The sequence below is a fragment of the Cytobacillus solani genome (genome assembly GCF_006704205.1).
GTDB lineage: Bacteria > Bacillota > Bacilli > Bacillales > Cytobacillaceae > Cytobacillus > Cytobacillus solani.
The window spans coordinates 4,807,164-4,831,714 of the sequence record NZ_CP041305.1 but is presented as its reverse complement, the minus strand read 5'-3'; the positions used below and the strand labels follow the sequence as shown (position 1 = coordinate 4,831,714).

Below are 24,551 nucleotides of genomic sequence, written 5' to 3'. Positions count from 1 at the left end.
CTCAGTACAAAAAGAAAGGATTCATATTTCTATAGCAGAATTTGAGCAAGCCAAAAGAGTAATACCTGGCGGGGTAAACAGCCCTGTTCGCGCATTATCAGCGGTAGATTTAACGCCTGTTTTTGCTGCAAGAGGTCAAGGGGCGCGGGTGTTCGATATCGACGGCAACGAATTTATCGATTATATCGGGTCGTGGGGGCCTTTGATCCTCGGGCATGCTCATCTTGAAGTGGTGGAGGCGATCAAGAAAGTAGTGTCTTGCCGGACCAGCTTTGGCTTGTCCACGGAGGTTGAAATCAAAATGGCTGAATGGATATGCAAAAGTATGCCATCTATTGAAATGGTGCGTATGGTGAATTCCGGTACGGAAGCTTCAATGAGCGCATTGCGATTAGCAAGAGGTTATACGAAGCGCCAAAAATTCGTAAAATTTCAAGGCGGATACCACGGACATGCCGATGCGTTATTAATCAAGTCAGGATCGGGCGCCGCTACCATGGGATTATCGGATAGCCCGGGAGTACCTGATAGTGTTGCTGCCCATACGCTTACAGCGCCCTAAATAAACAGGGTCGGCTCCATGTTTTCAGCCTTTTTTTCGGAGCAGGAGCTTGTGGACTACGATACAGCTAAAGGTTCAAATATGCAGTTATTTAAAGCATATTATGTAGCCATGCTGAAGCACGCCGTTTTAACTGCCCCTACACCTTACGAGGTGAGTTTCGTTTCGGCACCTCATTCCGACGAAGATATCGAAAGGACGATCAGCGCTCATTATCAAGCACTAAATAAAATCAGCAAGAAAGGGTGATGATTTTGGATAATTCTAACATAAGAAAACTTTTCCCTATACTGGGTCAAACCATTAACGGTTATCCGCTTGCCTACCTGGATAGCGCAGCATCAGCGCAAAAACCGATTCAGGTGATAGAAACCTTAAAATACTATTATGAACAAGATAACGCGAACGTCCATCGGGGTGTTCATACGTTAGGCTCGCGTGCAACAGAAGCTTATGAAGGGGCGCGAGCCAAAGTAGCCCGTTTTATCCATGCAGAATGGGGTGAGGAAATTATTTTTACGCGCGGGACAACTTCATCCATTAACCTTGTCGCCAGCAGCTATGCACGAGCCGTATGCAAAGAAGGCGATGAGATTGTTGTCTCTGCTATGGAGCATCACAGCAATCTCCTTCCTTGGCAGCAAGCGGCAAAGGCGACAGGTGCAGTGTTGAAATATATCCGGCTGCAAACTGACGGAACATTTTCAATAGAAGAAGCGGAGAACATGATTACGAATCGCACGAAAATCGTATCTATTTCACACATTTCCAACGTATTGGGTGTTGCTAATCCAGTGAAACAAATTGCAGCAATCGCCCATAATCGTGGGGCAGTCATCATGGTAGATGGAGCCCAGAGCATTCCGCATATCAAGGTGGATGTTCAAGAGTTGGATTGTGACTTTTATGCCTTCTCGGGACATAAAATGTGCGGACCAACAGGCATCGGAGTGTTGTATGGAAAAAAGGCTTATCTCGAACAAATGGAGCCGATCGAATTTGGCGGAGAAATGATCGCGGATGTGGGTCTGTATGACGCCTCTTGGAAGGAACTTCCTTGGAAGTTCGAAGGGGGGACTCCCATTATCGCAGGCGCAATTGGCTTGGGCGCGGCCATTGATTTTCTTGAGCAAATTGGGTTGGATGTCATCGAAGCGCATGACAAGCAATTGACCAGCTATGCGGTAGAACAAATGAAGCAAATTGAACATTTAACGATGTATGGCCCAGAGGAAGGGCGGTTTGGCTTAGTGACCTTCAATTTAGGCAAGATACATCCGCATGATCTGGCTACGGTTCTGGACACGTATGGCGTCGCGATTCGTGCGGGGCATCATTGCTGTCAACCGTTGATGAGACATTTTGGAGCTAGTGCTACAGTTCGTGCCAGCTTTTATTTATACAATACAGAAGCGGATGTAGAGCAGTTTCTTTTTGCCTTGAACAAAACGAAAGAATACTTTAAGGAAGTGGAATAAGGTGAGGATTCATTACTTGCAGCATGTTCCGTTTGAATCGCCTGAACGAATAGCGGATTGGGTTATGGATAAAGGCTATGCGTTGAGCGGTACTTTATTATATGAAAGCACACATTTCCTACTTCAGTCGGAGTTCGATTTGTGAAAAATAGGAGGTTTTTAATATGATTCAAGCCGTTATATTTGATGTGGATGGTACTCTTCTTAATTCAGACCAAGCGATCATTTTGGCTTTGCAGCAAGTTTTAAGAGAAGAAAAGAAAATGGAGTACCCAAGTGAAGAATTGATTCCTGTATTGGGTATGACTAGTGAAAATTGTTTGAACTTCTTGGGGGTTTCAGATGTAAAGCGCGTTGCTGAAAAGCTAACGCTTTATGTAAAAAGGAATAATCATATGATGATCCTCTATCCTGGGATTGAAGAGATGCTTAAAAAGTTGGTTGGAAAAGGCATTCATACGGGTGTTGTTACATCCAAAACACTCGAGGAATTCATAGTTGATTTTATGCCTCATGGTATAAGCGAACTCTTCTCACACATTATTTGTGCAGACGATACGTCTAGGCATAAGCCTGAGCCTGACCCGCTGCTCAAGTATGTAGAACAAACCAAGATCAACCCGACGACAACGCTTTATGTCGGAGATACTGTATTTGATCAGAAATGCGCGAACGGGGCTCAAATCGATTTCGCCTTAGCGATGTGGGGGGCCAAGCAACCAGAGCGTACTGTGGCAAAATACAGTATAAATCGACCTGATGATCTACTCCGCATTGTAGGTCTTGAATGATTCATTACCGCTCATGCATAGTATCGGCAAAACATTGGCTGTGGTGCTTCACGCACCACAGCCAATGTCGTATTTTCGCCGTTCCGGGATGGACGGCTTTGCGGTTGTCAGTGCGGCTTTGATGAATGAACAGAAGGGGGTAGCAGCGATGTCTCAGGATCGGTATAGCAGACAGCAGAATTTCCGGCCGATTGGTGCTGCTGGCCAACAGGCCTTGGGGGATGCGCATGTGTTGATCGTAGATGCGGGCGCGCTCGGCTCCGGTAAAAGATCATAGGAGGAATAGTATGTCTTTAAATATGGAGCAAATAAGTGTTAAAAGGAAAAATGGTTTATTATTAGTTGTTGGAATTATGTTATTTGCTTCTACTTTACGTGTCCCATTAACATCAATTGGTTCATTGGTACCGATAATTCGCGATACTTTGGGAGTAAGTAATACTATTATAGGATTGGTTTCAACTTTACCATTACTGGCATTTGCATTTGTTTCACCATTTGTACCCAAGATAGCTAGCCGTATGGGAATGGAAAGAACTATTTTCTTATCAATGGTTATACTCGGTCTCGGAATAGTTATTCGTTCCATTACTGGTATTAGCACATTGTTTATTGGTACAATCCTGATTGGAATTTCTATTTCATTTGGAAATGTATTATTACCAAGTCTTATAAAAATGAACTTTCCATTTAAAGTAGGTTTAATGACGGGGTTTTATGCATTGTTTAAGAGCGTTTTTGGTGCATTAGCTTCAGGTCTTAGTGTACCAATTTCAAAGATTGACAGTTTTGGGTGGCAAGGTGCATTAGGTATATGGGTAATCTTAGTAATCATTAGCCTATTTATTTGGTATTCCCAAGTTAAAAATCCGGTTCCAAAACCTGAATTGGAATCCGATCAAAAGAAAACGAATATGTGGACTTCTTTCACTGCCTGGCAAGTAACTTTATTCATGGGACTTCAATCGTTGATGTATTATACATGTTTAACATGGTTACCTGATATCTTACAGTTCCATGGGTATTCGTCCAGTCAAGCAGGGTGGATACTTTCACTCATGTTATTTGCGCTCATTCCAGTTAACTTTTTAATCCCAGTTATTGCCGATAAAATGAAGAATCAAAAAATATTAGGAGCTTTGACAGGAGCTGTTTTTCTTCTTGGCACAATCGGTTTATTTAGTGCTAATATTGTTTTGATTACTATCTCAGTAATTTTAATTGGAATTGGCTGCGGCAGTGGATATAGTTTGTCAATGATGTTTTTTACATTACGAACTAAAAATGGTTATGAGGCATCAGAATTGTCGGGAATGGCTCAATCTTTTGGTTATTTCCTTGCGGCTTTAGGACCAATTCTTTTTGGTGGGCTGCACGATTTAATAGGAAGTTGGATTACGCCGCTATTCATGTTACTTTTTATTGCGATGATTATTTTCATAACAGGGGTGCTTGCTGGTAGAAAAGTAATGATAAATAATTAGTTTTATATATCGCTAGTGGAATTCTTACTTTAATTTTGATAAACATTTATAGAATATTAAGAAGCCACTTTTCAAAAATAATAGGATTAACAGTTTGAAAGATATCGTCGTATATTTATATACTTAAACAAATGGGTAGATTATTTTAAGCAAATAAAAGGATAAAGGGGATAAGGTAATGCTAACAGAAAAAGTTCATATTGCCGTACCAACAGCTTTTTATGAAGATGAATCTTTAAACGTTCAAGGAACAATAAGCCATATAAGAAACTTAAATAAACAAGGTGTAAAATCTGTTCTTGTTTCTGGAACTACTGGAGAACAGCATAGTCTAAACCTTCAAGAGAAATTTGACATCATTGACGGATTAGAACTGGAAGAAGAACTCATGAATAATATGGAAGTTATCTTTGGTGTGGCTTCAATTAAACAAAGATTAAGTGCAAAAGAAGGCGAAAAAATTGATAAGATTATGGGCCAAATTTATGAAGGAAATGCTATTGTAAATGTGAAAAAAGTTATTAATCAGCAAGGCATCCCGATAGGAGTTTATAGGAGTCCTATAGGAAATGTATAAATACCTTATTATTTTGATGGCTCCAAATATAGAGTCCTATATATCTATTTTTAGAAAATGTCAAAAACACTTGCTACTTCGGTCATGTGAGGTTCGAGCTGCGTTAGTAATTATGAAATTGATTATTTTTTTCATTTCACAACTTCGCCTGATACTTTTGACTAATACCTATTATCACTAGCGTAGCTTTGAAAATTACTTACTTTGTATCTATGTCAATAATAAAAATGAAGATCATACTTCAAAACTAATTCCTTTATAACATCTTGACCGCGATATATCTCCTTTATTTTATGAATATGACATGAATCTTGCTTCGATAACTTCTAGTAATATAAAAGATTATTTGTTCACTAGTTCCTCTATGATACTTTATATCAATGTTGAACCTTTCAATAATCAAAACATACCCCAGTACAAGCCCTATCTCTTGATAATGATCAGAAAATAATTCGGCGCTTGTTAAGCGACGATCTAGATAATTTTTGTTAATTCTTTTGATTGTTAAATAAAACATAACTTCGATAGAAGCTGATAATGCTTTTGAAAAACTCAATTAGTTTTACCTATGGATATCATAGGTAATTTGATATTGTTTACTTTTATGGTACCTTCTAGAATTTAAATTAAGTAGCAATGCTACAAAAAAATATGGGAGATGATTGTAAATGTCAAAAGCAATTTTTTATCATGCAGGTTGTCCAGTTTGTGTAGATGCGGAGCAAATGGTTCTTGATTATCTTGACAAATCAAAAATTACTCCGGAAGTGGTGCATCTTGGCACAGACCTAAATCGTATTGAAGAAGCAGAAAAGGTTGGAGTAAAATCAGTCCCAGCATTGGTGATCGGTGAAAATGTATATCATATCAATTTTGGTGCAAGTTTAACTGATGTTAAGGGATAAGTTCTAAAAGAAGGTGCTGTTTGGGCACCTTCCTCTTTTTTCAATAAGGTTTATTAAAACATGCCTTTAATTAATCTTTCTACCACATATAATAAATAGAGAAACCTATATTATGCTTCATAGCATAATTATTTGATAAATTAAGTGTGGAAAGGTATGAAAATGTTATGATGTTCGATCCCCAACATCGAAAAGATAATCGATCTGCAAGAATGAGCATGGCTTTATTCCGAATCTCGCAGGCAATCAAAAAAATTACACAGGCGGAAAGTGATGCACTCGGATTATCACCTGTACAAACTCAAGGACTATTATTTGCTGCTTATACTAGAAGTGATATGGCTAAAGTGGGGAATTTTGCTAGTACAATCGGTACAACACATGTAACAGCAGTTAAAATACTGAATAGATTGGTAGAAAAAAAACTAATTTATAAAACACAAAAGGCAGATGATAGACGTGTGACCCTAATTTCTTTAACTGAAAAAGGACAAAAGGTCATTTCTAACCTTGATGACTGGGAGCAAGCATTAGAGGATGCACTACAGTCTCTACCTGAAAATGTTTTGTCACATTTAGAACTCGGACTTGGATCTGTTGTTTCTACTTTACGGACAAAAGGACATCTAGTTGTATCAGAACCTTGTTTAGGTTGTATTTATTTTCGCCCAGGTACCGGTGACGCAGTTACACCTCATTATTGTGAGTTAATTCAAAAATATTTAACTCACGAGGCTTCCCTTAAAGAGTGTCCAGAACACACACCTTTTTAAAAAGTCAAAAAACTGGTGAAAAGAGTTTAATTTAGGAAGTTTCGTAACTATTCTATAGTCATAGGAAATAACTATCATAGTAAAATAATCATAAAAATAAGTAATGATGATATTCTATATTAAGTTAATTTTTTGTGATAATTACCAATAATTATGTTTTAATTTTAAATCTTTATTTAAAAATAAAAGAAATATAGGGATTGAACTTATGAATGAGCAGAAGATTCATTGAGAGGGGAAAATAAATGAATACAAAAAGAGTGGATTCTTACTCCAAAGCATTATTTGAACAAGCAAAAAGTGTGATTCCTGGAGGAGTGAACAGCCCGGTACGTGCATTTTCGTTGGTTGACTCTCCTCCTGTTTTTATTACAAAAGGTCGAGGATCTCACATATTTGATGTTGATGGAAATGAATTTATTGATTATATATGCTCATGGGGACCTTTGATACTTGGACATGCCCATCCAGCAGTGGAGGAAGAGATACAGAAGGCATTAAGAGATGGATCAAGCTTTGGATTGTCTACTGAGATTGAAGTGAAAATGGCTAAATTAATATGTGAAATTGTTCCATCTATTGAAATGGTACGTATGGTGAACTCTGGAACAGAAGCTGTAATGAGTGCATTACGTTTAGCAAGAGGATATACAAGGCGGCAAAAAATTGTGAAATTTCAAGGTGGCTATCATGGACATGCTGACGCTTTTTTAATCAAAGCAGGTTCTGGGGTGGCCACATTAGGATTGCCCGATAGTCCGGGGGTACCCAATAATGTCACTATTGATACTATTACAGTACCTTATAACAGTATGGAGAGTATCCGTCATACCTTTGAACAATATGGGGAACAAATCGCAGCTGTTATTGTCGAGCCAATTGCAGGAAATATGGGAGTTGTTCCTCCAAATCTTGGATTTCTCCAAGGGTTACGTGAGATTACCAAACAGTACGGTAGCTTGCTTATCTTTGATGAAGTAATGACTGGTTTTCGCGTAGACTATCATGGGGCACAGAATCTATACGGAGTCGATCCCGATATTACTTGTTTAGGAAAGATCATAGGAGGGGGATTGCCTGTGGGAGCTTATGGAGGTAAACGTGAAATCATGGAGCAAATTGCACCCGCAGGACCTATTTACCAAGCAGGTACATTATCAGGGAATCCACTTGCAATGTCAGCTGGATATAGAACTCTGAGGTTACTTGAGCAGATTGAAATCTATGATGAGTTGGAAAGAAAAGCGGCTAGATTAGAAGAAGGTTTCAAACAAAATGCTGAATTGACAAGTGTGCCATTAAAAATCAACAGGGTAGGCTCCATGCTTTCTACCTTTTTTACAGAACAAGAGGTTGTTGATTATGAAACAGCTAAGAGTTCGGATATGCAAGTTTTTAAAAAATATTATACGAGTATGCTGAATTTGGGAATTTTGACAGCCCCTACACCTTATGAGGTGATGTTCATATCGGCAGCACACTCCGATGAAGATATTGAAGATACAATCAAGGCTCATTATCAAGCACTTAGTAATGTCAAAAGTATTGGGTGAGAATAATAATGGAATCGATCAATATACAAAAACAATTTCCGATACTGAATCAAAAGATTCATGGGTATCCGTTGGTTTACTTAGATAACGCAGCATCAACACAGAAATCGCTCCAAGTCATTGAATCATTGCAACAATACTATAAACAAGATAATGCTAATGTACACAGAGGAGTACATACGTTAAGTTCACGTGCTACAGATGCTTATGAAGGAGCACGGAAGAAAGTAGCTAATTTCCTTAATCCAGAAGGGGGAACTCCAATTATCGCAGGTGCAATTGGTTTAGGTACAGCTATCGATTTTCTAGAAGGAATAGGATTAGATACGATAGAGAAGCACGATAAACAATTAACTAGCTATGCGGTAGAACGAATGAAACAAATTGAAGATGTGACAATGTATGGACCTGATGACGGACGTTTTGGGTTGGTTACGTTTAATTTAGGCAAAGTTCATCCGCATGATCTAGCCACGGTTCTCGACACTTATGGTATAGCAATACGCGCTGGGCATCATTACTGCCAACCATTAATGCGACATTTTGAAGCTAGTGCTACGGCACGTGCCAGCCTTTACTTATACAATACAGAAGAAGATATCGAACGATTCATTTTAGCACTAGAGAAAACGAAAGAGTTTTTAAAGAGTGATTTTATTTTAATATCCTCGTAAATACAATCTATTTCGATGGATGGGTAAACACTAGGTCACAAATTATAGACAAAGAAAATTTAGATTCATAAACAAGAGAGGTTTTGATTATATGTGGGTACCTAGAGCTTTATCAATAGCGGGTTCTGCTGCAAGAGGAGGTGCTGGGATTCAAGCTGATTTAAAAACTTTCCAGGAGATGGGTGTGTTTGGTCTAAGTTCTGTCACTGGTATTGTTGCATACCATCCATATACAAATCAAAATGTGTTTCCTATAGAGTTAAGTGCTATTGAAGCACAGGTATATACAGCGCTTCGTGACGTCGGGGTAGATGCGATAAAAACGGGAATGCTCTATACAAAGGAGAATATTTCCCATGTAGCCAAGTGGATTGAAGAAGCCGACACAACCAATGTTGTTGTGGACCCAGTCATGGTTGGTAAAATGGACACGCCTTTGTTAAAAGACGATGCTATCAATACCCTTATAACAAAATTAATACCTTTAGCGACAATTATTACACCAAATATGCCAGAAGCAGCACTATTATTAAAATCAAATCAACAACTTACAACTGTTGATGACTTAAAACTAGCAGCAATAGAATTAAAAAAACTAGGCTCAAAATATGTCCTTGTCAAAGGAGGTCGCTTGAAAGGTCCAGCTGTTGATGTGCTATATGATGGAGAGAAATTACATATACTCGAAGCGCAGCGTATTGATACAATTCATACAAATGGAGCAGGATGTAGCTATTCTGCCGCAATCACAGCCCTGTTAGCAAAAGGTAAACCTGTCCAAGATGCTGTTAAAGAAGCAAAAATGTTTATTACAGCTGCCATTCGTCATTCCATTGCATTTAAGCGAGGCGTAGGTCCTCCAGACTTTGCTGCTTACCATAGACATGGGGAATTAGGGGTCAAAGAAAACATTATAGAATTTCAGTAGCAAGAATATTAAAAAAGAAGAGCTATGAAGAAGTTTGAACTGCCCCCTGTCAAGTAGACAGTTGAAATAATAAAATTGACTTAAGCGGCTTTAGCTCTATATTCCATAGGGCTAAGGCCGTTTAGTCGTTTTTGATATCGATTATGATTATAAAAATAGATGTACTCATTTATCGCATTAGAGAGTTCCCCAAATGTTTCATACTTATGTAAATAATATTTCTCGCATTTGATTGTTCCCCAAAAAGATTCCATTGGTCCATTATCAATACACCTACCGACTCGTGACATACTTTGAGTCATCTCAGCCTTATCTATCCTGCGCTTAAACCTATTAGAGGTGTACTGAAACCCGCGATCACTATGAATAAGTGGATGATCTCCATCCAAAAGCTCTATTGCTTGTTCAATCGTCTTTTATACGAGATGATAATTATTTGAATGCCCTAAAACATAGCTAACGATGGATCCATCATACAGATCAAGAATCGCACTTAAATATGCTTTCTTTGAGAAAGCATATTTGAATTCTGTGACATCCGTTACCCACTTTTCATTTGGCTTTTCCAAGGTGAATTCACGATTCAACACATTCTCCGCCACATGTTTTCGTTGATAATCTTTGGCATTCCCTAAACAATCAAGCACAATTTGTATCCATTCATGCCAAGTGGTTTTTCTCCCTTTAGTCATAGAGCTCGTCCTTCCTTTCGACGTGTCCTTTAATTCTCTATAACTATTATACTTCTTAATCCACTGACGTAGAGTGGTAGTACTCGGAATTTCATACCTTCTAGTAACTTCCCCAAGGGAGTACCCTTCATCAAGATATTCCTTTACTGCCTCCAGTTTAAGTTCCTTCGAATACCTTCTCCAAGTTGAGCTCTCTTTTAATCCTTCCACTCCGTATTTTTCATATTTATAAACCCAATCATAAATTGAGAGATTATTTACATTAAAAATCGATTCCAGTTCATAAATAGAATAATCCTCATCTTTTATAGCTTTTATTATCTTGATTTTATCCTCTAATGAATGTCCTCTTTTTGACATAAAAAATACTCCCCTTAAAGCAAACAGATTATTATTTTTAATCTGTCTACCTAATGGGGAGCATATCAGTTAAAAGTATCTGCAATTAAATAAGGGGACAAGAATGAAACAAGTTAATAATTTTAATGCGGGGCCAGCAACATTACCTTTAGAAGTAATGCTTCAAATACAAGATGAACTCCTCGATCTACAGGGAACTAGTTTGTCTATTTTAGAGATATCACATAGAAGTAAGGAGTATGAGAATATCAATGGAGAAACACAACAATTGTTGAAGGATCTTCTTAACATTCCTACTGATTATGAGGTGTTATTTCTTCAAGGTGGTGCAAGTACGCAATTTGCCATGGTACCTATGAACTTTTTGTAGAAGGATGTAATGCAAGTTACTTTCATAGCGGAACATGGTCAGAAAAGGCGATAGCAGAAGCGAGAAAATTTGGCGAGACTGTTATTGCAGGAAGCTCGGAAGATGATTATACTCATTATCGATGAAGTACAGACTGGCATGGGGCGTACAGGGAGTTTGTTCGCTTATGAGCATTATGGTATCGAACCAGATATCATCACGCTTGCCAAAGGACTAGCCAGCGGGTTTCCAATCAGCGCGATGATGGGTAAGAAAGAACTTCGAGAGGCTTTCTCATCAGGGAGTCATGGATCGACTTTTGGGGTAGGTCCTCTTGCGGTAACCGCAGGTCTTGCAACTCTTGAAACGCTACTTGAGGGATGCTTAATGGAACATGTTACTAAACTTGGAGTATACGCATTGCAGCGCTTGACAGATCAACTTCAGCACTATCCTAGTGTACAAAATATAAGAGGGCTTGGTCTCTTAATTGGTATTGAATGCCGCGAACCGATTGCCCCAATAATTCAAGAGCTGCTGCAACAAGGACTGCTCGTACTTACAGCGGGAACCCATGTAATCCGTCTGGCACCGAGTTTATTAATTACTAAAGAAGAAATTGACCAAGCCGTTGACCTCATTGAAGTTGTACTGAAAAAGTATTGAAAAGCATAAAGATTATTCCTGATAAAGCTCTAGTAAAAGCGTTCATCTTTAACTGTTTTAATCAATTGGTCCATAAAAACACGACTAGCAGCACATAAATGTTTGTTCTTTCGATAGGCAATACCAATCTGTGTGGTGATTACCGGATCTTGAATAGGAATCGTTTTAATATGAATATTATCAATATAATCTAAGTAAGCTTTTGGTAGTATCGTAACACCGACGCCTTTGCTTACCATTTGAATGATAGATTCCATCGTCGTCATTTCAAGTACTGGTTTGGGTGCGAAATTCATTAAGCGACACTGTTCGTTAACAACTTGTCGTAGAAAATAGGTTTCAGGTAATAAAATAGATGGTGTCTCTTTTAAAACTTGAAGTGATACACACGCCTCTTTTGCAATGATGTGATCTATAGGTGCAGCAAAAGCAAGATCTTCTTTATAGAGCGGAATAGCTTCTAGGTCTTCATGTTCCAACGGTAAAAAAACGATACCCAAATCCAATTCATTCTGTAATAGTCCTTTATAAATATCTCCAGTTCGTAACCCTTGTACAGAAAGTTCTACATTGGGATAAGCATTGTGAAACCCGATAACTGTTGGGGAAAGCAAATAATTAACAACTGTGAGTAGGGAGCCTATTTTGAGCGTGCCCCTCTCTAACCCCTGAAGCTCGCTAATTGCAGCACGTGCCTGAGAAATTTCATGAAAAACATTGTAGCTATGATGGAGCAATGTTTTACCTGCATCAGTAAGTATATTTTTTTTGCCAATACGATCAAATAAAGGCAGCCCTACTTCATGTTCTAACAAGCCAATTTGTTGACTAAGAGAAGGTTGGGCAATACCTAGTTTCTCCGCCGCACGTGTAAAATGCAGCTCTTGACATAATACGATAAAGTATTCCAATTGTTTTAGTTCCATCGATTTCCTCCCAAGTATTTATATTTACAATGATAGGTTTTAACTATTATTATATACTAATTTATTATATATTTTTAATAGATGAAATATGGTGGAAAATGGTTTAAAAAATATTTGAGTTTATGCATTACCATCTCAAAATTATGAGAAGCTGAAATATGAATCAAAATTAATTTTAATAATGAGTTTGATATCGGTGAGTCAACCTGTGATAGATAAAATAATGGTAGGAAAGCCATAAACATTCGGAAATAAAGATGCAAAACATCCAATGAATCGTGAGTGGACCACTGGAATTGTAAAATATTCAGTTAAAGGAAAGATTTGGGCAGGGAAAACAAATCTTGGAGGGGACGGATAAGCAGATCTTAAGCGACATGGCGGACCGAAAAAAGCAATTTTTGTCTATACGGTTTCTCATTATGATTATTGGCAAAAAAAATTACAAAGGCCAGACTTTTCCGTCGGTGCATTTGGTGAAAACTTAGCTGTTAAAAACATCAATGAAGATGATTTATGTATCGGTGATGTATTTCATATTGGTGGGGCTGTCGTTCAAGTTTCGCAACCAAGGCAACCATGTTGGAGACCAGCAAGACACTGGAAATAAAAGATTTAGCTTCACAAATACAACAAGAGGGCTTAACAGTATGGTATTTTCGTGTTCTTAAAGAGGGTGAGATACAAGCAGGAGATTATCTACAACTTCAAGAAAGACCATTCCCTGAATGGATTGTGGCTAAATGCAATGATGTTCTCTCGTTTTGCAAGAAATACTTTAGATACGCTTAAGTATATTCGTATGTTGAAAGAAAGAGACATTGCTGTTTTATTTGAAGACGAAAAAATTAATATACTTACAATGGATGATGAATTATTACTTGTTGTATTGAGTTCCCGTTGCACAACAAGAAGTAGAAAATATATCTGCTAATGTAAAAAAAGGGTTAAAAATGAAAATGAAAATGAAAAGAGGGGAAATGATAGGTTTTCAAGGTTACCTTAGTTATGATTATCACCCAGAGGATCAAACTCTCAGCGTAAACGAAAAAGAAGCAGAAATAGTACGTTATATATTTGAGAGGTATGTGCAGGGAGCTGGCGACAGAAAGATTGCAAATTTAGGTCGTAAAACCAAAAAAGGCTTTACAACATGGCAAGAATCAACTGTAATTCCTATTTCTAAACGTCGGTTAGATAATCATGGGGAAGAAGATCAGTATTATATAAAAGATCACCTTGATCCCATTGTAAGTACCGAAATGTTCGATAAAGCAGAAGAAATTAGGTTACGCAGATCGTGGAGTAAAAATACTGTAGAAAAGAACGATGGAAAAAGAGAAAAATATAGTCGTAAGTTTGCTTTTAGTAGTTTATTAAAATGCGTTTATTGCGGGAGTTCATTATCAAGGCGAAGTTGCATGGTGGAACTCAATATAATAAGATTATATAGCATTGTGTGACGAGCACAAAGAAAGGAAAAAAAGTTGTCCAGAAAGCAAAGGGATACCGGAAGAAACTATTGAACAAGCATTTCATTGGATGGAAATCATTTTAAACTACCAAGAAGAAATACAAAAAATAAAAAAAGAAACTTCTAATGAATTGTGTTCCAATACTATAAACGAGGTCAATGAATTGTATCCCAATAATAGCCACGACACATGTGGAGTGTGGAAACATTTTTGGGAATTTGTAATATAAATACAAGATAATTTATTTTAAAAAAACACGTAATAAATTTAAAAATTCGACCACCTGCTCACAATCTTGCTAACACATTTGCTAACATACTTTTTTCAGAGCTTAACTTATTTTACTGAATTGATATTGAACCCCTAAAATCCCTAACTTAACAGCACTCAATAGTTTTATTTAACTCAGTTAAACTAGATTGATTTCACTGATTTAGATTGACAGGGTAGGGTCGGGGGTTCAAATCCCTCTCAGATCATTGGGTGCCAAACCCGTAGGAACCCTTCGGAACAAAGGGTTCCCGTACAAAAGACCGCTTCCTTTGGGAGTGGTCTTTTGTACGTCTGGCATCATTTGCTAACCATTTGCTAACGCTTTTTTTCCAATAGCCTTGTGGAAGATATCCGCAACTTTGTTATCTTCATTGGGAACAAGATGTGAATAAATCCCATAAGTGATTTTAGGATTTGCATGTCCTAAACGAGCAGCAACTTTGACAATATCTACACCCTCCGAAATTAGAATAGATGCGTGGGTGTGTCGTATATCATGGAAACGAATTGGCGTAACATTAGCAGATTTACATAGTCGTTTAAATACCCGCAATACATTACGTGGATCCTGCATTTTACCTTCTAAGTTACAAATAACATAATCAAAATTTTGATACATGTCACCAAGACGATCGAGCCAATCATCCTGTTGTTTTTTATGGGAAAGTAAAGCCTGTTTAAGATTATCAGAAATAGGAACTTGTCTTCTTGATGTTTTTGTTTTTACTGTTGTATGGGGTGCATCAACAAAACGTGAATTTCGTACGCTAAGCGATTTTTCACATAGAAAAAGCCGATTTCCTGTACGCTAAGGGATAATCGACTTTTTATTGTTAATTTATTTGTAGTGGTCGAAGAGATTCTAAAGGTGCAATTTCTTTCTTATTAAATCGGTATTCTCCTAAGAAATTAATATGTTCCCATCCTAATGGAGAAATATGTTTTAAATAGTTGAGCCACGAATTCTAATCAGAACCGGTGGCTCTTTTATTGAATTTAAAACTTGGAAAAGTCGACACAACACAACCATATATTTTATAAGACGATTCAGAAAGTCGATACTCCCTTACTTAATTTATTCCTTGTCGACATTAGCAAACTTGTACTCATCCCTTCCAATTCTGGCATGGTTATTTTTAGAAAAACTGACCCTTCCAATACAATCAATTGCTCCTTATAATATTCAATAGATTCAAAAAATAGAATAGATAGTAACACTAAGTGTATTAAAACTGAAAAAAATAATTAGAAACTGAGATTAAATAGATAGACTCATAAAATCTCTATGACAATTTTCTAGAAGGGATCGGAATAGACTTTTTTGCCACACTTTTTCAGTAATTACTCCCGATCTGTGCTAGGAACACAGTAGAAAAAAACAGAACTGATGGCGCCATAGCCAAGTGGTAAGGCGAAGCTCTGCAAAAGCTTTATCCCTAGTTCGACTCTAGGTGGCGCCTCCATCATGTACTTTTCGCGCAGTCATGAACGTTGACTAGAAATCAAACATTCAAGAATTTGAATCTTTTACCCTTTTTTTATGGGGTAAATATCAGTTTGTGGTGTATGATATCTCTAAAATTATCACTATAGGATAAAGAGAATACAGAAGAACATGAGGATTTTAGTCTAGGATAATTTTAAAACAGTGAGACAACAGATAGAATTGGCGTGACGCAATGAGGGAAATGTGAAATTAGTTTCAAAATAATTGATACACAATCACTGGATTTAAACAAAAATATCGGATTAGCAGTTATCGATTCGAAGTTTGAGATTAAAGGTACAGAATTAGAAATAAAAGTTCGAAAACGAAAGTTAAAAGCAGATATCGTAAAAACACCATTTTATAAACGAGATAAATAGGGGGCATCGTAATGAAATTTCGTTATTTACCAATAACTGAAACCGATAAAAAAGAAATGCTAGATAAAATCGGTGTATCATCCACAGAAGAACTGTTTTCTGATATTCCGGAAGAAGTTAGATTGGACAGGGAATTAAACCTTAAAAAACCAGTTAGTGAATTTGAGTTAAAAAAAGAACTAACAGAAATGGCAAGCAAAAATGCGAATTTAACTGAATATCGTTCATTTTTAGGCGCAGGTGTTTATGATCATTTCATACCATCAGTCGTTGATCATGTCATTTCTAGACAAGAATTCTATACAGCTTACACACCTTATCAGCCGGAACTTACACAAGGAGAACTGCAAGCTATGTTTGAATTCCAGACAATGGTTTCTGTATTAACTGCAATGCCAATTGTCAACTCTTCCTTATATGATGGGGGAACAGCTGTAGTTGAGGCTGTATACTTGAGTGTAGCTCAGACAAAACGCAAAAAAGTTCTTATTTCAGCTGCTATGCACCCTGAGTATCGGCAGCTTGTTGAAACAGCCTCAAACGGGAAGAAACTCGAAATCGTCGAGATCAATTACAAAGACGGTTTGACTGATTTAAAACAATTAGAACAAGAACTTGATGAAAATACAGCAGCAGTTCTTGTTCAATATCCTAACTTCTTCGGACAAATCGAGCCGCTGGAAAAAATTAATAAGTTGATTAGGCAACAAAAGGAAGCAATGTTTGTAGTTTCCAGTAACCCGCTTGCACTTGGGTATTTAACACCTCCAGGTGAATTTGGTGCAGATATTGTTGTTGGGGATACGCAAGTATTTGGCATTCCAGCGCAATTTGGTGGGCCACATTGTGGCTACTTTGCAACAACTCAAAAATTAATGCGTAAAGTACCTGGTCGATTTGTTGGTGAAACCGTAGATCGAGATGGCATACGCGGTTTTGTTTTAGCATTACAAACGAGAGAGCAGCATATTAGGCGTGAGAAAGCAACATCAAACATCACATCAAACCAGGCTTTGAACGCTTTAGCAAGTTCAGTTGCAATGAGTGCTCTTGGTAAGAACGGTGTAAAAGAAATGGCGAAATTAAATATGCACAAGGCAAGATATACAAAGCAAAAATTAGAAGAGGCTAACTTACCAGCTGCATTTAATGGGTCATTTTTCAATGAATTTGTAATTAAACTTTCCAAACCAGTATCTGTTGTAAATGATCAGTTATTTGAAAAAGGATTTATCGGCGGGTTTGATCTTGGCAAAGCATATCCAGAATTAGAAAACCACATGCTGGTTGCTACCACTGAAATTCGCTCAAAAGAAGAAATTGATGTTTTCGTAAAAGAAATGAGGGATATCAATGGCTAAAGAGAACTTTCCATTAATTTTTGAACGCAGTAAAGAAGGAAGATTGGGATATAATTTGCCGACGCTTGATGTTCCAGAAGTTAATTTGGAAGAAGAAGTTGAGGATGTATATGTTCGTACTGTCGATGCAGAACTTCCTGAAGTAAATGAATTGGAATTAATGCGTCATTATATAGGGTTATCCAACCGTAACTTCGGTATACTTTCTGGATTCTACCCACTGGGGTCTTGTACGATGAAATATAATCCGGTGATTAACGAAGATGTTGTCAGACTTCCTGGATTTAGTCATATTCATCCTTATCAAGATCCGAAAACAGTTCAAGGTGCTCTTGAATTAATGTATGATTTGCAAGTTCACCTTGAAGAAATCACAGGTATGCATGAAATCACGTTACAGCCAGCTGCTGGCTCACAAGGTGAGTGGACAGCATTGATGATGATTAAAGCCTTCCACGAAGCAAATGGTGATCATCATCGTGATGAGGTAATTGTACCTGACTCAGCACACGGTACTAACCCGGCTACTGCAGCAGTTGCAGGATTTAAGGTTGTTGAAGTAAAATCAAATGAAAAAGGATTAGTTGACATTGAGGATTTAAAACGTTTAGTAAATGAAAATACTGCCGCTCTCATGTTAACAAACCCGAACACTCTAGGTTTGTTCGAAACTGAAATCCTTGAAATGTCAGAGATTATCCACAGTGTGGGCGGGAAAATGTACTATGACGGTGCAAACTTAAACGCTATAATGGGGTATACTCGTCCAGGAGATATGGGTTTTGATGTGGTTCACTTGAACCTGCACAAAACATTTACTGGTCCACACGGTGGTGGCGGTCCAGGATCTGGCCCAATCGGTGTTTCAGAAGATCTTGCTCCGTTCTTGCCTAAACCCGTTATTCGTAAAAACGAAGGTGTGTATGAATTAGTCTACGATCTACCGCAATCCATTGGTATGGTGAAAAGTTATTACGGAAACTTTGGAATTAATGTGCGTGCATATACGTACATCCGTACAATGGGTGCAGAAGGATTAAAGAAAGTTAGTGAATACGCTGTCCTTAATGCAAACTACATGATGCGAGGCCTTGAAAAAGAATATGAACTCCCATTTACACAATATTGTAAACACGAGTTTGTCATATCTTGTAAAAAACAGAAGAAACTTGGCGTGAGGGCATTGAATATTGCCAAACGACTAATGGATTTAGAAATTCATCCTCCAACTGTTTATTTCCCATTAATTGTGGAAGAGGCAATTATGATCGAGCCTACTGAAACAGAATCGAAAGAAACCTTGGATAATTTTATCAATGCAATGATTCAAATTGCTGATGAAGCTAAGAGCAATCCAGAAATTGTTCAAGAAGCTCCACATAACACTGTTATAAAACGTTTAGATGAAACAACTGCATCTCGTAAGCCAAATTTTCGCTTTCAAAGAGAAGGGTAACGCGAATGAATTTCCTTCGCTATCAAAATCAATAATATTAATTGATAAGGGCCTCTGCTGAAATCTAGCAGAGACCTTTTAATTATGTTTGTTTTTCCTTTTCCTGACCATTTTTTAAAGTCGCCTGGGAGAAAATAGAGGAGTCTTATCCCTTAATATAATTCAAAACATCCAACATTCTAATAGCAATTGGATAGCATCTTCTAATTCGCATTCATGAATTCCGGCAAAACCAAGAATAATTTCCGGGGCTTTCTCAGGTTTTCTTCCAAGTGAGTAAGCCGATAATGGATAAACCTTCAGGGCTTTCTCGGCTGCTTTTTGAACTAGTTCCTCCTCATTCATACCGTTATTAACGGCAAGGACGATATGAAGGCCAGAGTGTGCTCCAATGATAGAGAGTTTATCCTGATATGGTTTTAACAAATCTATAATTTTTTCGAGCTTACGCCGATAAATCTTTCTCATCTTATTTAAATGTTTTTCGAAATCCCCCTCTTTCAAGAATTGAGCTAAAATATGTTGGTCAATTCTTGATACGGAACAGGAATGATAGAACGACAATTTCTCTTTAAATTGTTGCAAGAGAAGGTTAGGCAACACCATATAACTAATTCTAATTGATGGCATTAATGACTTTGAAAATGTACCTAGATAAATCACTTTTTCATGAAGGTCCATGCTTTGTAAGGAGGGAATTGATTTACCGCTATAGCGAAATTCACTATCATAGTCATCTTCGATAATAAAACGCTCTTTCTCCGATGCAGCCCACTTTAATAGCTTTGTTCGGCGGTTTACAGATAATGCAGTACCGTATGGAAAGTGATGGGAAGGAGTTACATAAACGACATTGATATTTTTTTGATAAATACTATCTACCTTTGCCCCTTCCTCATCTACTTCAAGAGGATACACTTCATTTGGAAAGCCCTTAAGAATCTGCAAGATCAAATGGTAACCTGGGTCTTCTACACCATAAACCATTTTTTTATCAAATAAAAGAAAGAGCTGTTGCAATAAAATTTCGATACCAGCCCCAACCATAATTTGATTTGGTGAGCATCGTACCCCCCTGGCATGATACAAATAGAAAGCGATTTCCTGCCGTAATTCCATCTCCCCCTGCGAATCGCCGAGCGGTAACAAAGAATGATTTTCTTTGTTGATCGTATTTTTGGCGTATTTACGCCATACGGAGAATGGGAAATTTTCAGTATCAATCGTGCTTGGAAGGAAATTGTATTTTATATAAGTCTGAGTTGTTATTGTATTTTCCTTTAAGGGATGACTTGTCTGCATATATTCTAAGTCTTCATGCATCATGACAAAATATCCTTTACGGGGGTAAGCTTCGACATATCCTTCTGCGGTCAATTGCTGATAGGCTATTTCAACCGTATTTTGACTGATTTTTAGAAAATCAGCTAGCTTTCGCTTAGAGGGGAGCTTTGCTCCGTATTGTAAGTGCCCTTCTATTATTTCTTTTTTAATATATAAATATAATTGTTCATATAAAGGTATATCACTTGACCTATTCAAATGACATGATAACATTTCCATTTTTATCAACATCCTTAATTCTGGTATGGTTATTTTTAAAAAAATCGGAACTTTTAACAGAGTCACCTACTCATTATTATAATAACTAGATTCAAAAAATACAATAGATAGTGAAACGGGGTGAATAAACAGTAATATAATAGGAAGAAACTGAAACTAGATACATAGGTTCACAAATCTCAAGATAATGAAGTTAATTAACCCTATTGAATGGCGCCATAGCCAAGAGGTAAGGCAAAGCTCTGCAAAAAGCTTTATCCCTAGTTCGAGTCTAGGTGGCGCCCCCAACGTGGACTTTTTGCTTGTCCGTGATCAAAAAGTAAGGAATTAAAAAGGTCAAGAAGTATATTCTTATCTTCCTAACCAATATTGATGGAACCATTGCCAAGAGGAAAGGTAAAGCTTTGAAGAACCCTTATTTCTAATTAGAGACTAGGTGGGACCTAAATCATGTCTTTTTAGTTCAGCATGCTTGAACGCTTAAATAAGTATTAAAACTCAGGAATTTAAATAATTTAGACCATTTCTTAAAAGAGAAATATTAATCAAGAGATCTATGATGTCTTCTAATAAACATTATATATATACGCGAATACAGAGTGGAAAGAGGGAAGAACGTGGGGAATTTAGTCGAGGAAAATCTCAAGACCGTAAGGGAACAAACAAGAAATAGGCTATAGGGCGTAACATTTCCGTAACAGATGCTGGAAGGGTTTTTTAGAATATGCAGATTCTATCTTATCTCTAGAGGAGCAAATCAAACGGGAGATGGAAGATCGTCAGGGAAACCGAGGCAGAATTGTTATAGCAGCTTCTCAGGTGGCTGGAACCTATTTTTTGCCACAAAAACTTCTTTCATTTACCGAAGCTTATCCAGATCTAAAAGTTGATATACAAACTAGGACGGATGAAGAAATTGAAAAATTGGTTCAAACAGGTGCTGTTGATATTGGGCTGACATAAAAATTTCCAGAAAATCATTTGTTTTTTAGAATTACTGAATTTTCTCGGGATCGATTTATAGGTATTCAGACAACAGCCCCCATACGTAAACAAACTCTTTTAATCCCTGAAGATTGCTACTTTATGTTTAATAGGGATTCCGAATTAGATATTATAAAAATGAATTCTATAGAGGCAGTTAAACACTTTGTGAAAGAAGGTATGGGATACGGGGTAATTTAAGAATCTGCAGCTAAGCTTGAATTAGTCCATGGTGGGCTTGACTATTGGAGCGGTTATACTCCAAAGGATGCAATAGCGAATGTAATAACACGTCCTGCAGAACGTTTATCGAATAGTATATGGTACTTCTTAAATCACATCAGAAAATATACAAGGTAAAAAATCAATTCGTGACTCCTAGGGAATCTTTTTTTAGAGTTTCCCACCGAGCATGATTACATCGCAAGAAAGGTTACTAGAGCCTAGTTTAAAATCATGGGCTGTCCATATACTATTAGTCTATTTAATTTACATAATAATATTTCTATTTTGTCTACTTCCTTAATTTTGGCGTGGCTATTTTTAATTTAACTGACACTTTCAATTCAGTTTCTCTTTAAAATTTTCAATAGATTAAAAATACAATAGTTAGATAAACCGAGTGTATAAAGAATGAAAAATAATTAGGAACTGAAACTAAATACATAGGTTCACAAAGTTTCAGTGATAATATTCTAGTTGGGATCGGAATGGACCTTAGGCTGGCTTCTGCGAAGTGGAAACGAAATATGGAATTCCTCACACGGTTAAGGTCGTAGGATCAATGATCTGCTTCTTCTTTATCAATGAGGAGGTCATCAATTATGGAACTGTTAAAAACATCCAAATTGGAATTGCTTGCAAACTATTAAAAATTGATGGCTGATGAAGAGATTTATCATCCCCCTTCACAGTTTGAAAGATTATTTCTATCAGCTGCACATACAAAAGAAGATATAAAGAAAACTGTTGAAGCATTCCACAAACTATTTGCCCAACTAGAGAGGTAATAGTAAAAGGACCAGTTCGATCCTTCGGACAGGTCCTTTAGTATGAGCCTTTCTGTTCCTACTTTTTTTATATATAAATATAATTTGTTTATATAAAGGGTATATCACTTAAACCATTTAAATGACATGATAACATTTCGATTTCCATTTACAGTAGCCCTTTTATAACTGACCTTGTTATTTTTTAAAAAACTGACACTTTTAATACTATCAATTGATTTTTATAATAGTCAATAGATTAAAAAATGCAATAGCTAGTGAAAAAGGAGTGTATAAAAAGTGGAAAAGTTAATAGGAACTGAAACTGTAAAAAGGGGCATGGCTCAAATGCAAAAAGGCGGCGTAATTATGGACGTCGTCAATGCAGAGCAAGCCAAGGTAGCAGAAGCAGCAGGTGCCGTTGCCGTAATGGCATTAGAAAGAGTTCCATCCGATATCCGCGCTGCTGGCGGGGTTGCAAGAATGGCAAATCCTCGCATTGTTGAAGAAGTAATGAGTGCAGTATCCATCCCAGTAATGGCTAAAGCACGTATTGGTCATATTGTGGAAGCGAGAGTGTTGGAAGCAATGGGTGTTGACTACATTGACGAAAGTGAAGTGTTAACGCCTGCTGATGAAGAGTTCCATTTATTAAAGAGTGATTTCACTATACCATTTGTATGTGGCTGCCGTGATCTTGGAGAGGCTGCTCGCCGTATTGGTGAAGGTGCTGCAATGCTACGTACCAAAGGTGAGCCTGGTACAGGTAACATTGTGGAAGCAGTCCGCCATATGCGTAAAATAAATGCACAGGTTCGTAAGGTTTCTGTGATGAGCGATGATGAATTAATGACAGAAGCAAAGGTTCTTGGTGCGCCTTTTGAAGTTTTAAAGCAAATTAAAGAACTAGGCAAGCTGCCAGTAGTTAACTTTGCTGCCGGTGGTATTGCTACTCCTGCTGATGCTGCATTAATGATGGAGCTTGGTGCTGATGGAGTGTTTGTTGGTTCAGGTATCTTTAAATCCGGAAATCCTAAAAAATTTGCAGGTGCGATTGTTCAAGCTACAACTTATTACACTGATTATGATTTAATTGGCAAGCTTTCTAAGGAACTTGGAGCTGCAATGAAAGGAATCGACATTTCCATATTGTCTCTTGAAGAAAGAATGCAAGAACGTGGCTGGTAAGATGAAAAAATTGGAATTTAAGGATTGCAAGGTGCGGTTACAGAACACATAAAACAAATTGAAGCCCTGGGATTAAAGACTGTTGTCGTCAAGAAACTGGAGCAGCTTAAACAAATGGATGGTTTAATTCTTCGTGGCGGTGAGAGCACAACTATGCGAAATCTTATCAATCGTTACAACTTTTTCGACCCATTAAAAGAATTTCACAAGGCTGGAAAAACGATTTTTGGAACTTGTGCTGGCATGGTATTAGTTGCTAAGGAACTTGTTGGTTCAGAGGAATCACACCCTTCAAATTATGGGTATTACTGTAAAAAGAAATGAGTTTGGCCGGTAAATTGCTAGTTTTGAAGCATATCTTAATATATCAAGTATTGACGATCCGTATAAGGCTCTTTTTATTCGTTCACCTTATATTGAAAGTATTGGTGAAAATGTAGAGGTTTTTGCAAAATAAGATGGGAGATTTGTTGCAGCAAGAGAAGGAAATGTCCTTACTTGCGCCTTTCATCCAGAGTTAACTTCTGATACTCGTTTTCTTCAAGTATTTCTTGAAATTGTAGTGATTAAGAAGCAAAAAGAAGTGTAAGTAGAATGAATAATAGAGGATAAACCCTACATTTTAATGGAATAGTCAAAGTAAAACCTTTGATTTTTTTACTAGTTTAGTCCTATCAA

General features: G+C 37.3%; 20 protein-coding genes, 2 tRNA genes and 6 pseudogenes. 23 read left to right on the top strand and 5 right to left on the bottom strand.

Going from position 1 to position 24,551, the window contains the following annotated elements; all coding sequences use genetic code 11:
• Nucleotides 1-19 precede the first annotated feature (19 nt).
• The 11 genes and pseudogenes from FI644_RS24295 to thiD all read left to right on the top strand — a co-directional run.
• Nucleotides 20-559: pseudogene (locus FI644_RS24295) on the top strand (aminotransferase class III-fold pyridoxal phosphate-dependent enzyme); the annotation flags it as partial.
• Between the two features lie 21 nt (nucleotides 560-580).
• Nucleotides 581-811 (top strand): hypothetical protein, encoded by a 231-nt coding sequence (locus FI644_RS27515; protein ID WP_056684252.1) that lies wholly within the window; start codon nucleotides 581-583, stop codon nucleotides 809-811.
• Between the two features lie 5 nt (nucleotides 812-816).
• Nucleotides 817-2,040, top strand: coding sequence for a cysteine desulfurase (locus tag FI644_RS24290; protein WP_142108910.1), 1,224 nt, complete (start codon nucleotides 817-819; stop codon nucleotides 2,038-2,040).
• A 164-nt stretch (nucleotides 2,041-2,204) separates the two neighbouring features.
• Nucleotides 2,205-2,831: an HAD family hydrolase gene (locus tag FI644_RS24280; RefSeq protein ID WP_142108909.1), complete on the top strand. Its 627-nt coding sequence runs from the start codon at nucleotides 2,205-2,207 to the stop codon at nucleotides 2,829-2,831.
• 287 nt (nucleotides 2,832-3,118) lie between these two features.
• The gene (locus FI644_RS24270; RefSeq protein ID WP_142108908.1) at nucleotides 3,119-4,315 is read left to right on the top strand and encodes a CynX/NimT family MFS transporter; all 1,197 of its coding nucleotides are present in this window, start codon (nucleotides 3,119-3,121) and stop codon (nucleotides 4,313-4,315) included.
• A gap of 178 nt (nucleotides 4,316-4,493) precedes the next feature.
• Nucleotides 4,494-4,892: a dihydrodipicolinate synthase family protein gene (locus FI644_RS24265; protein WP_142108907.1), complete on the top strand. Its 399-nt coding sequence runs from the start codon at nucleotides 4,494-4,496 to the stop codon at nucleotides 4,890-4,892.
• A 668-nt stretch (nucleotides 4,893-5,560) separates the two neighbouring features.
• On the top strand, nucleotides 5,561-5,797 hold the full coding sequence (locus tag FI644_RS24260) for a thioredoxin family protein (protein WP_056684263.1): 237 nt from the start codon (nucleotides 5,561-5,563) through the stop codon (nucleotides 5,795-5,797).
• A gap of 167 nt (nucleotides 5,798-5,964) precedes the next feature.
• Nucleotides 5,965-6,570: a MarR family winged helix-turn-helix transcriptional regulator gene (locus FI644_RS24255; RefSeq protein WP_056684266.1), complete on the top strand. Its 606-nt coding sequence runs from the start codon at nucleotides 5,965-5,967 to the stop codon at nucleotides 6,568-6,570.
• Nucleotides 6,571-6,815: 245 nt separating this feature from the next.
• A complete protein-coding gene (hemL, locus tag FI644_RS24250) occupies nucleotides 6,816-8,123 on the top strand; it encodes a glutamate-1-semialdehyde 2,1-aminomutase (RefSeq protein ID WP_142108906.1) in 1,308 nt (435 codons plus the stop codon).
• Between the two features lie 8 nt (nucleotides 8,124-8,131).
• The gene (locus FI644_RS24245; RefSeq protein ID WP_142108905.1) at nucleotides 8,132-8,797 is read left to right on the top strand and encodes an aminotransferase class V-fold PLP-dependent enzyme; all 666 of its coding nucleotides are present in this window, start codon (nucleotides 8,132-8,134) and stop codon (nucleotides 8,795-8,797) included.
• A gap of 91 nt (nucleotides 8,798-8,888) precedes the next feature.
• On the top strand, nucleotides 8,889-9,725 hold the full coding sequence (gene thiD, locus FI644_RS24240; RefSeq protein WP_056684275.1) for a bifunctional hydroxymethylpyrimidine kinase/phosphomethylpyrimidine kinase: 837 nt from the start codon (nucleotides 8,889-8,891) through the stop codon (nucleotides 9,723-9,725).
• Between the two features lie 80 nt (nucleotides 9,726-9,805).
• On the opposite strand, the pseudogene FI644_RS27510 reads toward thiD, so the two are convergent.
• Together FI644_RS27510 and FI644_RS27505 are read right to left on the bottom strand one after the other, a co-directional pair.
• Nucleotides 9,806-10,333 (bottom strand): annotated as a pseudogene (locus FI644_RS27510) (IS3 family transposase); the annotation flags it as partial.
• A 153-nt stretch (nucleotides 10,334-10,486) separates the two neighbouring features.
• Nucleotides 10,487-10,777 (bottom strand): annotated as a pseudogene (locus FI644_RS27505) (transposase); the annotation flags it as partial.
• A gap of 103 nt (nucleotides 10,778-10,880) precedes the next feature.
• Between FI644_RS27505 and FI644_RS24230 the strand changes: the two are divergent.
• Together FI644_RS24230 and FI644_RS24225 are read left to right on the top strand one after the other, a co-directional pair.
• Nucleotides 10,881-11,147 carry an aminotransferase class V-fold PLP-dependent enzyme gene (locus FI644_RS24230; protein ID WP_350494538.1) on the top strand — a complete coding sequence of 89 codons (267 nt, stop codon included), beginning with the start codon at nucleotides 10,881-10,883 and terminating at the stop codon, nucleotides 11,145-11,147.
• A gap of 102 nt (nucleotides 11,148-11,249) precedes the next feature.
• The gene (locus FI644_RS24225) at nucleotides 11,250-11,792 is read left to right on the top strand and encodes an aminotransferase class III-fold pyridoxal phosphate-dependent enzyme (protein ID WP_082446538.1); all 543 of its coding nucleotides are present in this window, start codon (nucleotides 11,250-11,252) and stop codon (nucleotides 11,790-11,792) included.
• 29 nt (nucleotides 11,793-11,821) lie between these two features.
• Here the strand turns inward: FI644_RS24225 and FI644_RS24220 are convergent, their stop codons facing one another.
• Complete coding sequence (locus FI644_RS24220; RefSeq protein WP_056684283.1) at nucleotides 11,822-12,718, bottom strand: LysR family transcriptional regulator; 897 nt, start codon at nucleotides 12,716-12,718, stop codon at nucleotides 11,822-11,824.
• A gap of 397 nt (nucleotides 12,719-13,115) precedes the next feature.
• On the opposite strand from FI644_RS24220, the pseudogene FI644_RS27500 reads away from it, so the two are divergent.
• A pseudogene (locus FI644_RS27500) lies at nucleotides 13,116-13,510 on the top strand (MOSC domain-containing protein).
• 161 nt (nucleotides 13,511-13,671) lie between these two features.
• Entirely contained in the window at nucleotides 13,672-14,181 is a 510-nt protein-coding gene (locus FI644_RS24210; protein ID WP_212139246.1) for a recombinase family protein, read from the top strand.
• A 589-nt stretch (nucleotides 14,182-14,770) separates the two neighbouring features.
• Here the strand turns inward: FI644_RS24210 and FI644_RS24205 are convergent.
• Nucleotides 14,771-15,166, bottom strand: a pseudogene (locus FI644_RS24205) (tyrosine-type recombinase/integrase); the annotation flags it as partial.
• A gap of 689 nt (nucleotides 15,167-15,855) precedes the next feature.
• Here FI644_RS24205 and FI644_RS24200 point away from each other — a divergent pair.
• The 4 genes from FI644_RS24200 to gcvPB all read left to right on the top strand — a co-directional run bounded on the left by FI644_RS24200 (nucleotide 15,856) and on the right by gcvPB (nucleotide 19,149).
• Nucleotides 15,856-15,929: transfer RNA gene (locus FI644_RS24200), tRNA-Cys, on the top strand.
• 232 nt (nucleotides 15,930-16,161) lie between these two features.
• Nucleotides 16,162-16,332, top strand: coding sequence for a glycine cleavage T C-terminal barrel domain-containing protein (locus FI644_RS24195; RefSeq protein ID WP_142109092.1), 171 nt, complete (start codon nucleotides 16,162-16,164; stop codon nucleotides 16,330-16,332).
• A gap of 11 nt (nucleotides 16,333-16,343) precedes the next feature.
• A complete protein-coding gene (gcvPA, locus tag FI644_RS24190) occupies nucleotides 16,344-17,693 on the top strand; it encodes an aminomethyl-transferring glycine dehydrogenase subunit GcvPA (protein ID WP_056684299.1) in 1,350 nt (449 codons plus the stop codon).
• Complete coding sequence (gcvPB, locus tag FI644_RS24185; protein ID WP_142108904.1) at nucleotides 17,686-19,149, top strand: aminomethyl-transferring glycine dehydrogenase subunit GcvPB; 1,464 nt, start codon at nucleotides 17,686-17,688, stop codon at nucleotides 19,147-19,149. The genes gcvPA and gcvPB overlap by 8 nt, the downstream gene beginning before the upstream one ends.
• A 162-nt stretch (nucleotides 19,150-19,311) precedes the next feature.
• Here the strand turns inward: gcvPB and pdxR are convergent, their stop codons facing one another.
• On the bottom strand, nucleotides 19,312-20,712 hold the full coding sequence (pdxR, locus tag FI644_RS24180; protein WP_056684305.1) for a MocR-like pyridoxine biosynthesis transcription factor PdxR: 1,401 nt from the start codon (nucleotides 20,710-20,712) through the stop codon (nucleotides 19,312-19,314).
• Between the two features lie 212 nt (nucleotides 20,713-20,924).
• Here pdxR and FI644_RS24175 point away from each other — a divergent pair.
• From FI644_RS24175 to pdxT, 4 genes and pseudogenes are all read left to right on the top strand, one after another.
• Nucleotides 20,925-20,999, top strand: a tRNA-Cys gene (locus FI644_RS24175).
• Nucleotides 21,000-21,480: 481 nt separating this feature from the next.
• Nucleotides 21,481-21,675 (top strand): LysR substrate-binding domain-containing protein, encoded by a 195-nt coding sequence (locus tag FI644_RS24170; protein WP_056684308.1) that lies wholly within the window; start codon nucleotides 21,481-21,483, stop codon nucleotides 21,673-21,675.
• A gap of 1,310 nt (nucleotides 21,676-22,985) precedes the next feature.
• On the top strand, nucleotides 22,986-23,873 hold the full coding sequence (pdxS, locus tag FI644_RS24165; RefSeq protein WP_142108903.1) for a pyridoxal 5'-phosphate synthase lyase subunit PdxS: 888 nt from the start codon (nucleotides 22,986-22,988) through the stop codon (nucleotides 23,871-23,873).
• A gap of 24 nt (nucleotides 23,874-23,897) precedes the next feature.
• Nucleotides 23,898-24,462 (top strand): annotated as a pseudogene (gene pdxT, locus FI644_RS24160) (pyridoxal 5'-phosphate synthase glutaminase subunit PdxT).
• Nucleotides 24,463-24,551: the final 89 nt, after the last annotated feature.

Coding starts and splice junctions, on each gene's coding strand:
- FI644_RS27515 (WP_056684252.1), top strand. CDS start 581: ATGTTTTCAGCCTTTTTTTCGGAGCAGGAGCTTGTGGACTACGATACA.
- FI644_RS24280 (WP_142108909.1), top strand. CDS start 2,205: ATGATTCAAGCCGTTATATTTGATGTGGATGGTACTCTTCTTAATTCA.
- FI644_RS24270 (WP_142108908.1), top strand. CDS start 3,119: ATGTCTTTAAATATGGAGCAAATAAGTGTTAAAAGGAAAAATGGTTTA.
- FI644_RS24265 (WP_142108907.1), top strand. CDS start 4,494: ATGCTAACAGAAAAAGTTCATATTGCCGTACCAACAGCTTTTTATGAA.
- FI644_RS24260 (WP_056684263.1), top strand. CDS start 5,561: ATGTCAAAAGCAATTTTTTATCATGCAGGTTGTCCAGTTTGTGTAGAT.
- FI644_RS24255 (WP_056684266.1), top strand. CDS start 5,965: ATGATGTTCGATCCCCAACATCGAAAAGATAATCGATCTGCAAGAATG.
- hemL (WP_142108906.1), top strand. CDS start 6,816: ATGAATACAAAAAGAGTGGATTCTTACTCCAAAGCATTATTTGAACAA.
- FI644_RS24245 (WP_142108905.1), top strand. CDS start 8,132: ATGGAATCGATCAATATACAAAAACAATTTCCGATACTGAATCAAAAG.
- thiD (WP_056684275.1), top strand. CDS start 8,889: ATGTGGGTACCTAGAGCTTTATCAATAGCGGGTTCTGCTGCAAGAGGA.
- FI644_RS24230 (WP_350494538.1), top strand. CDS start 10,881: ATGAAACAAGTTAATAATTTTAATGCGGGGCCAGCAACATTACCTTTA.
- FI644_RS24225 (WP_082446538.1), top strand. CDS start 11,250: ATGATTATACTCATTATCGATGAAGTACAGACTGGCATGGGGCGTACA.
- FI644_RS24220 (WP_056684283.1), bottom strand. CDS start 12,718: ATGGAACTAAAACAATTGGAATACTTTATCGTATTATGTCAAGAGCTG.
- FI644_RS24210 (WP_212139246.1), top strand. CDS start 13,672: ATGAAAATGAAAATGAAAAGAGGGGAAATGATAGGTTTTCAAGGTTAC.
- gcvPA (WP_056684299.1), top strand. CDS start 16,344: ATGAAATTTCGTTATTTACCAATAACTGAAACCGATAAAAAAGAAATG.
- gcvPB (WP_142108904.1), top strand. CDS start 17,686: ATGGCTAAAGAGAACTTTCCATTAATTTTTGAACGCAGTAAAGAAGGA.
- pdxR (WP_056684305.1), bottom strand. CDS start 20,712: ATGGAAATGTTATCATGTCATTTGAATAGGTCAAGTGATATACCTTTA.
- FI644_RS24170 (WP_056684308.1), top strand. CDS start 21,481: ATGGAAGATCGTCAGGGAAACCGAGGCAGAATTGTTATAGCAGCTTCT.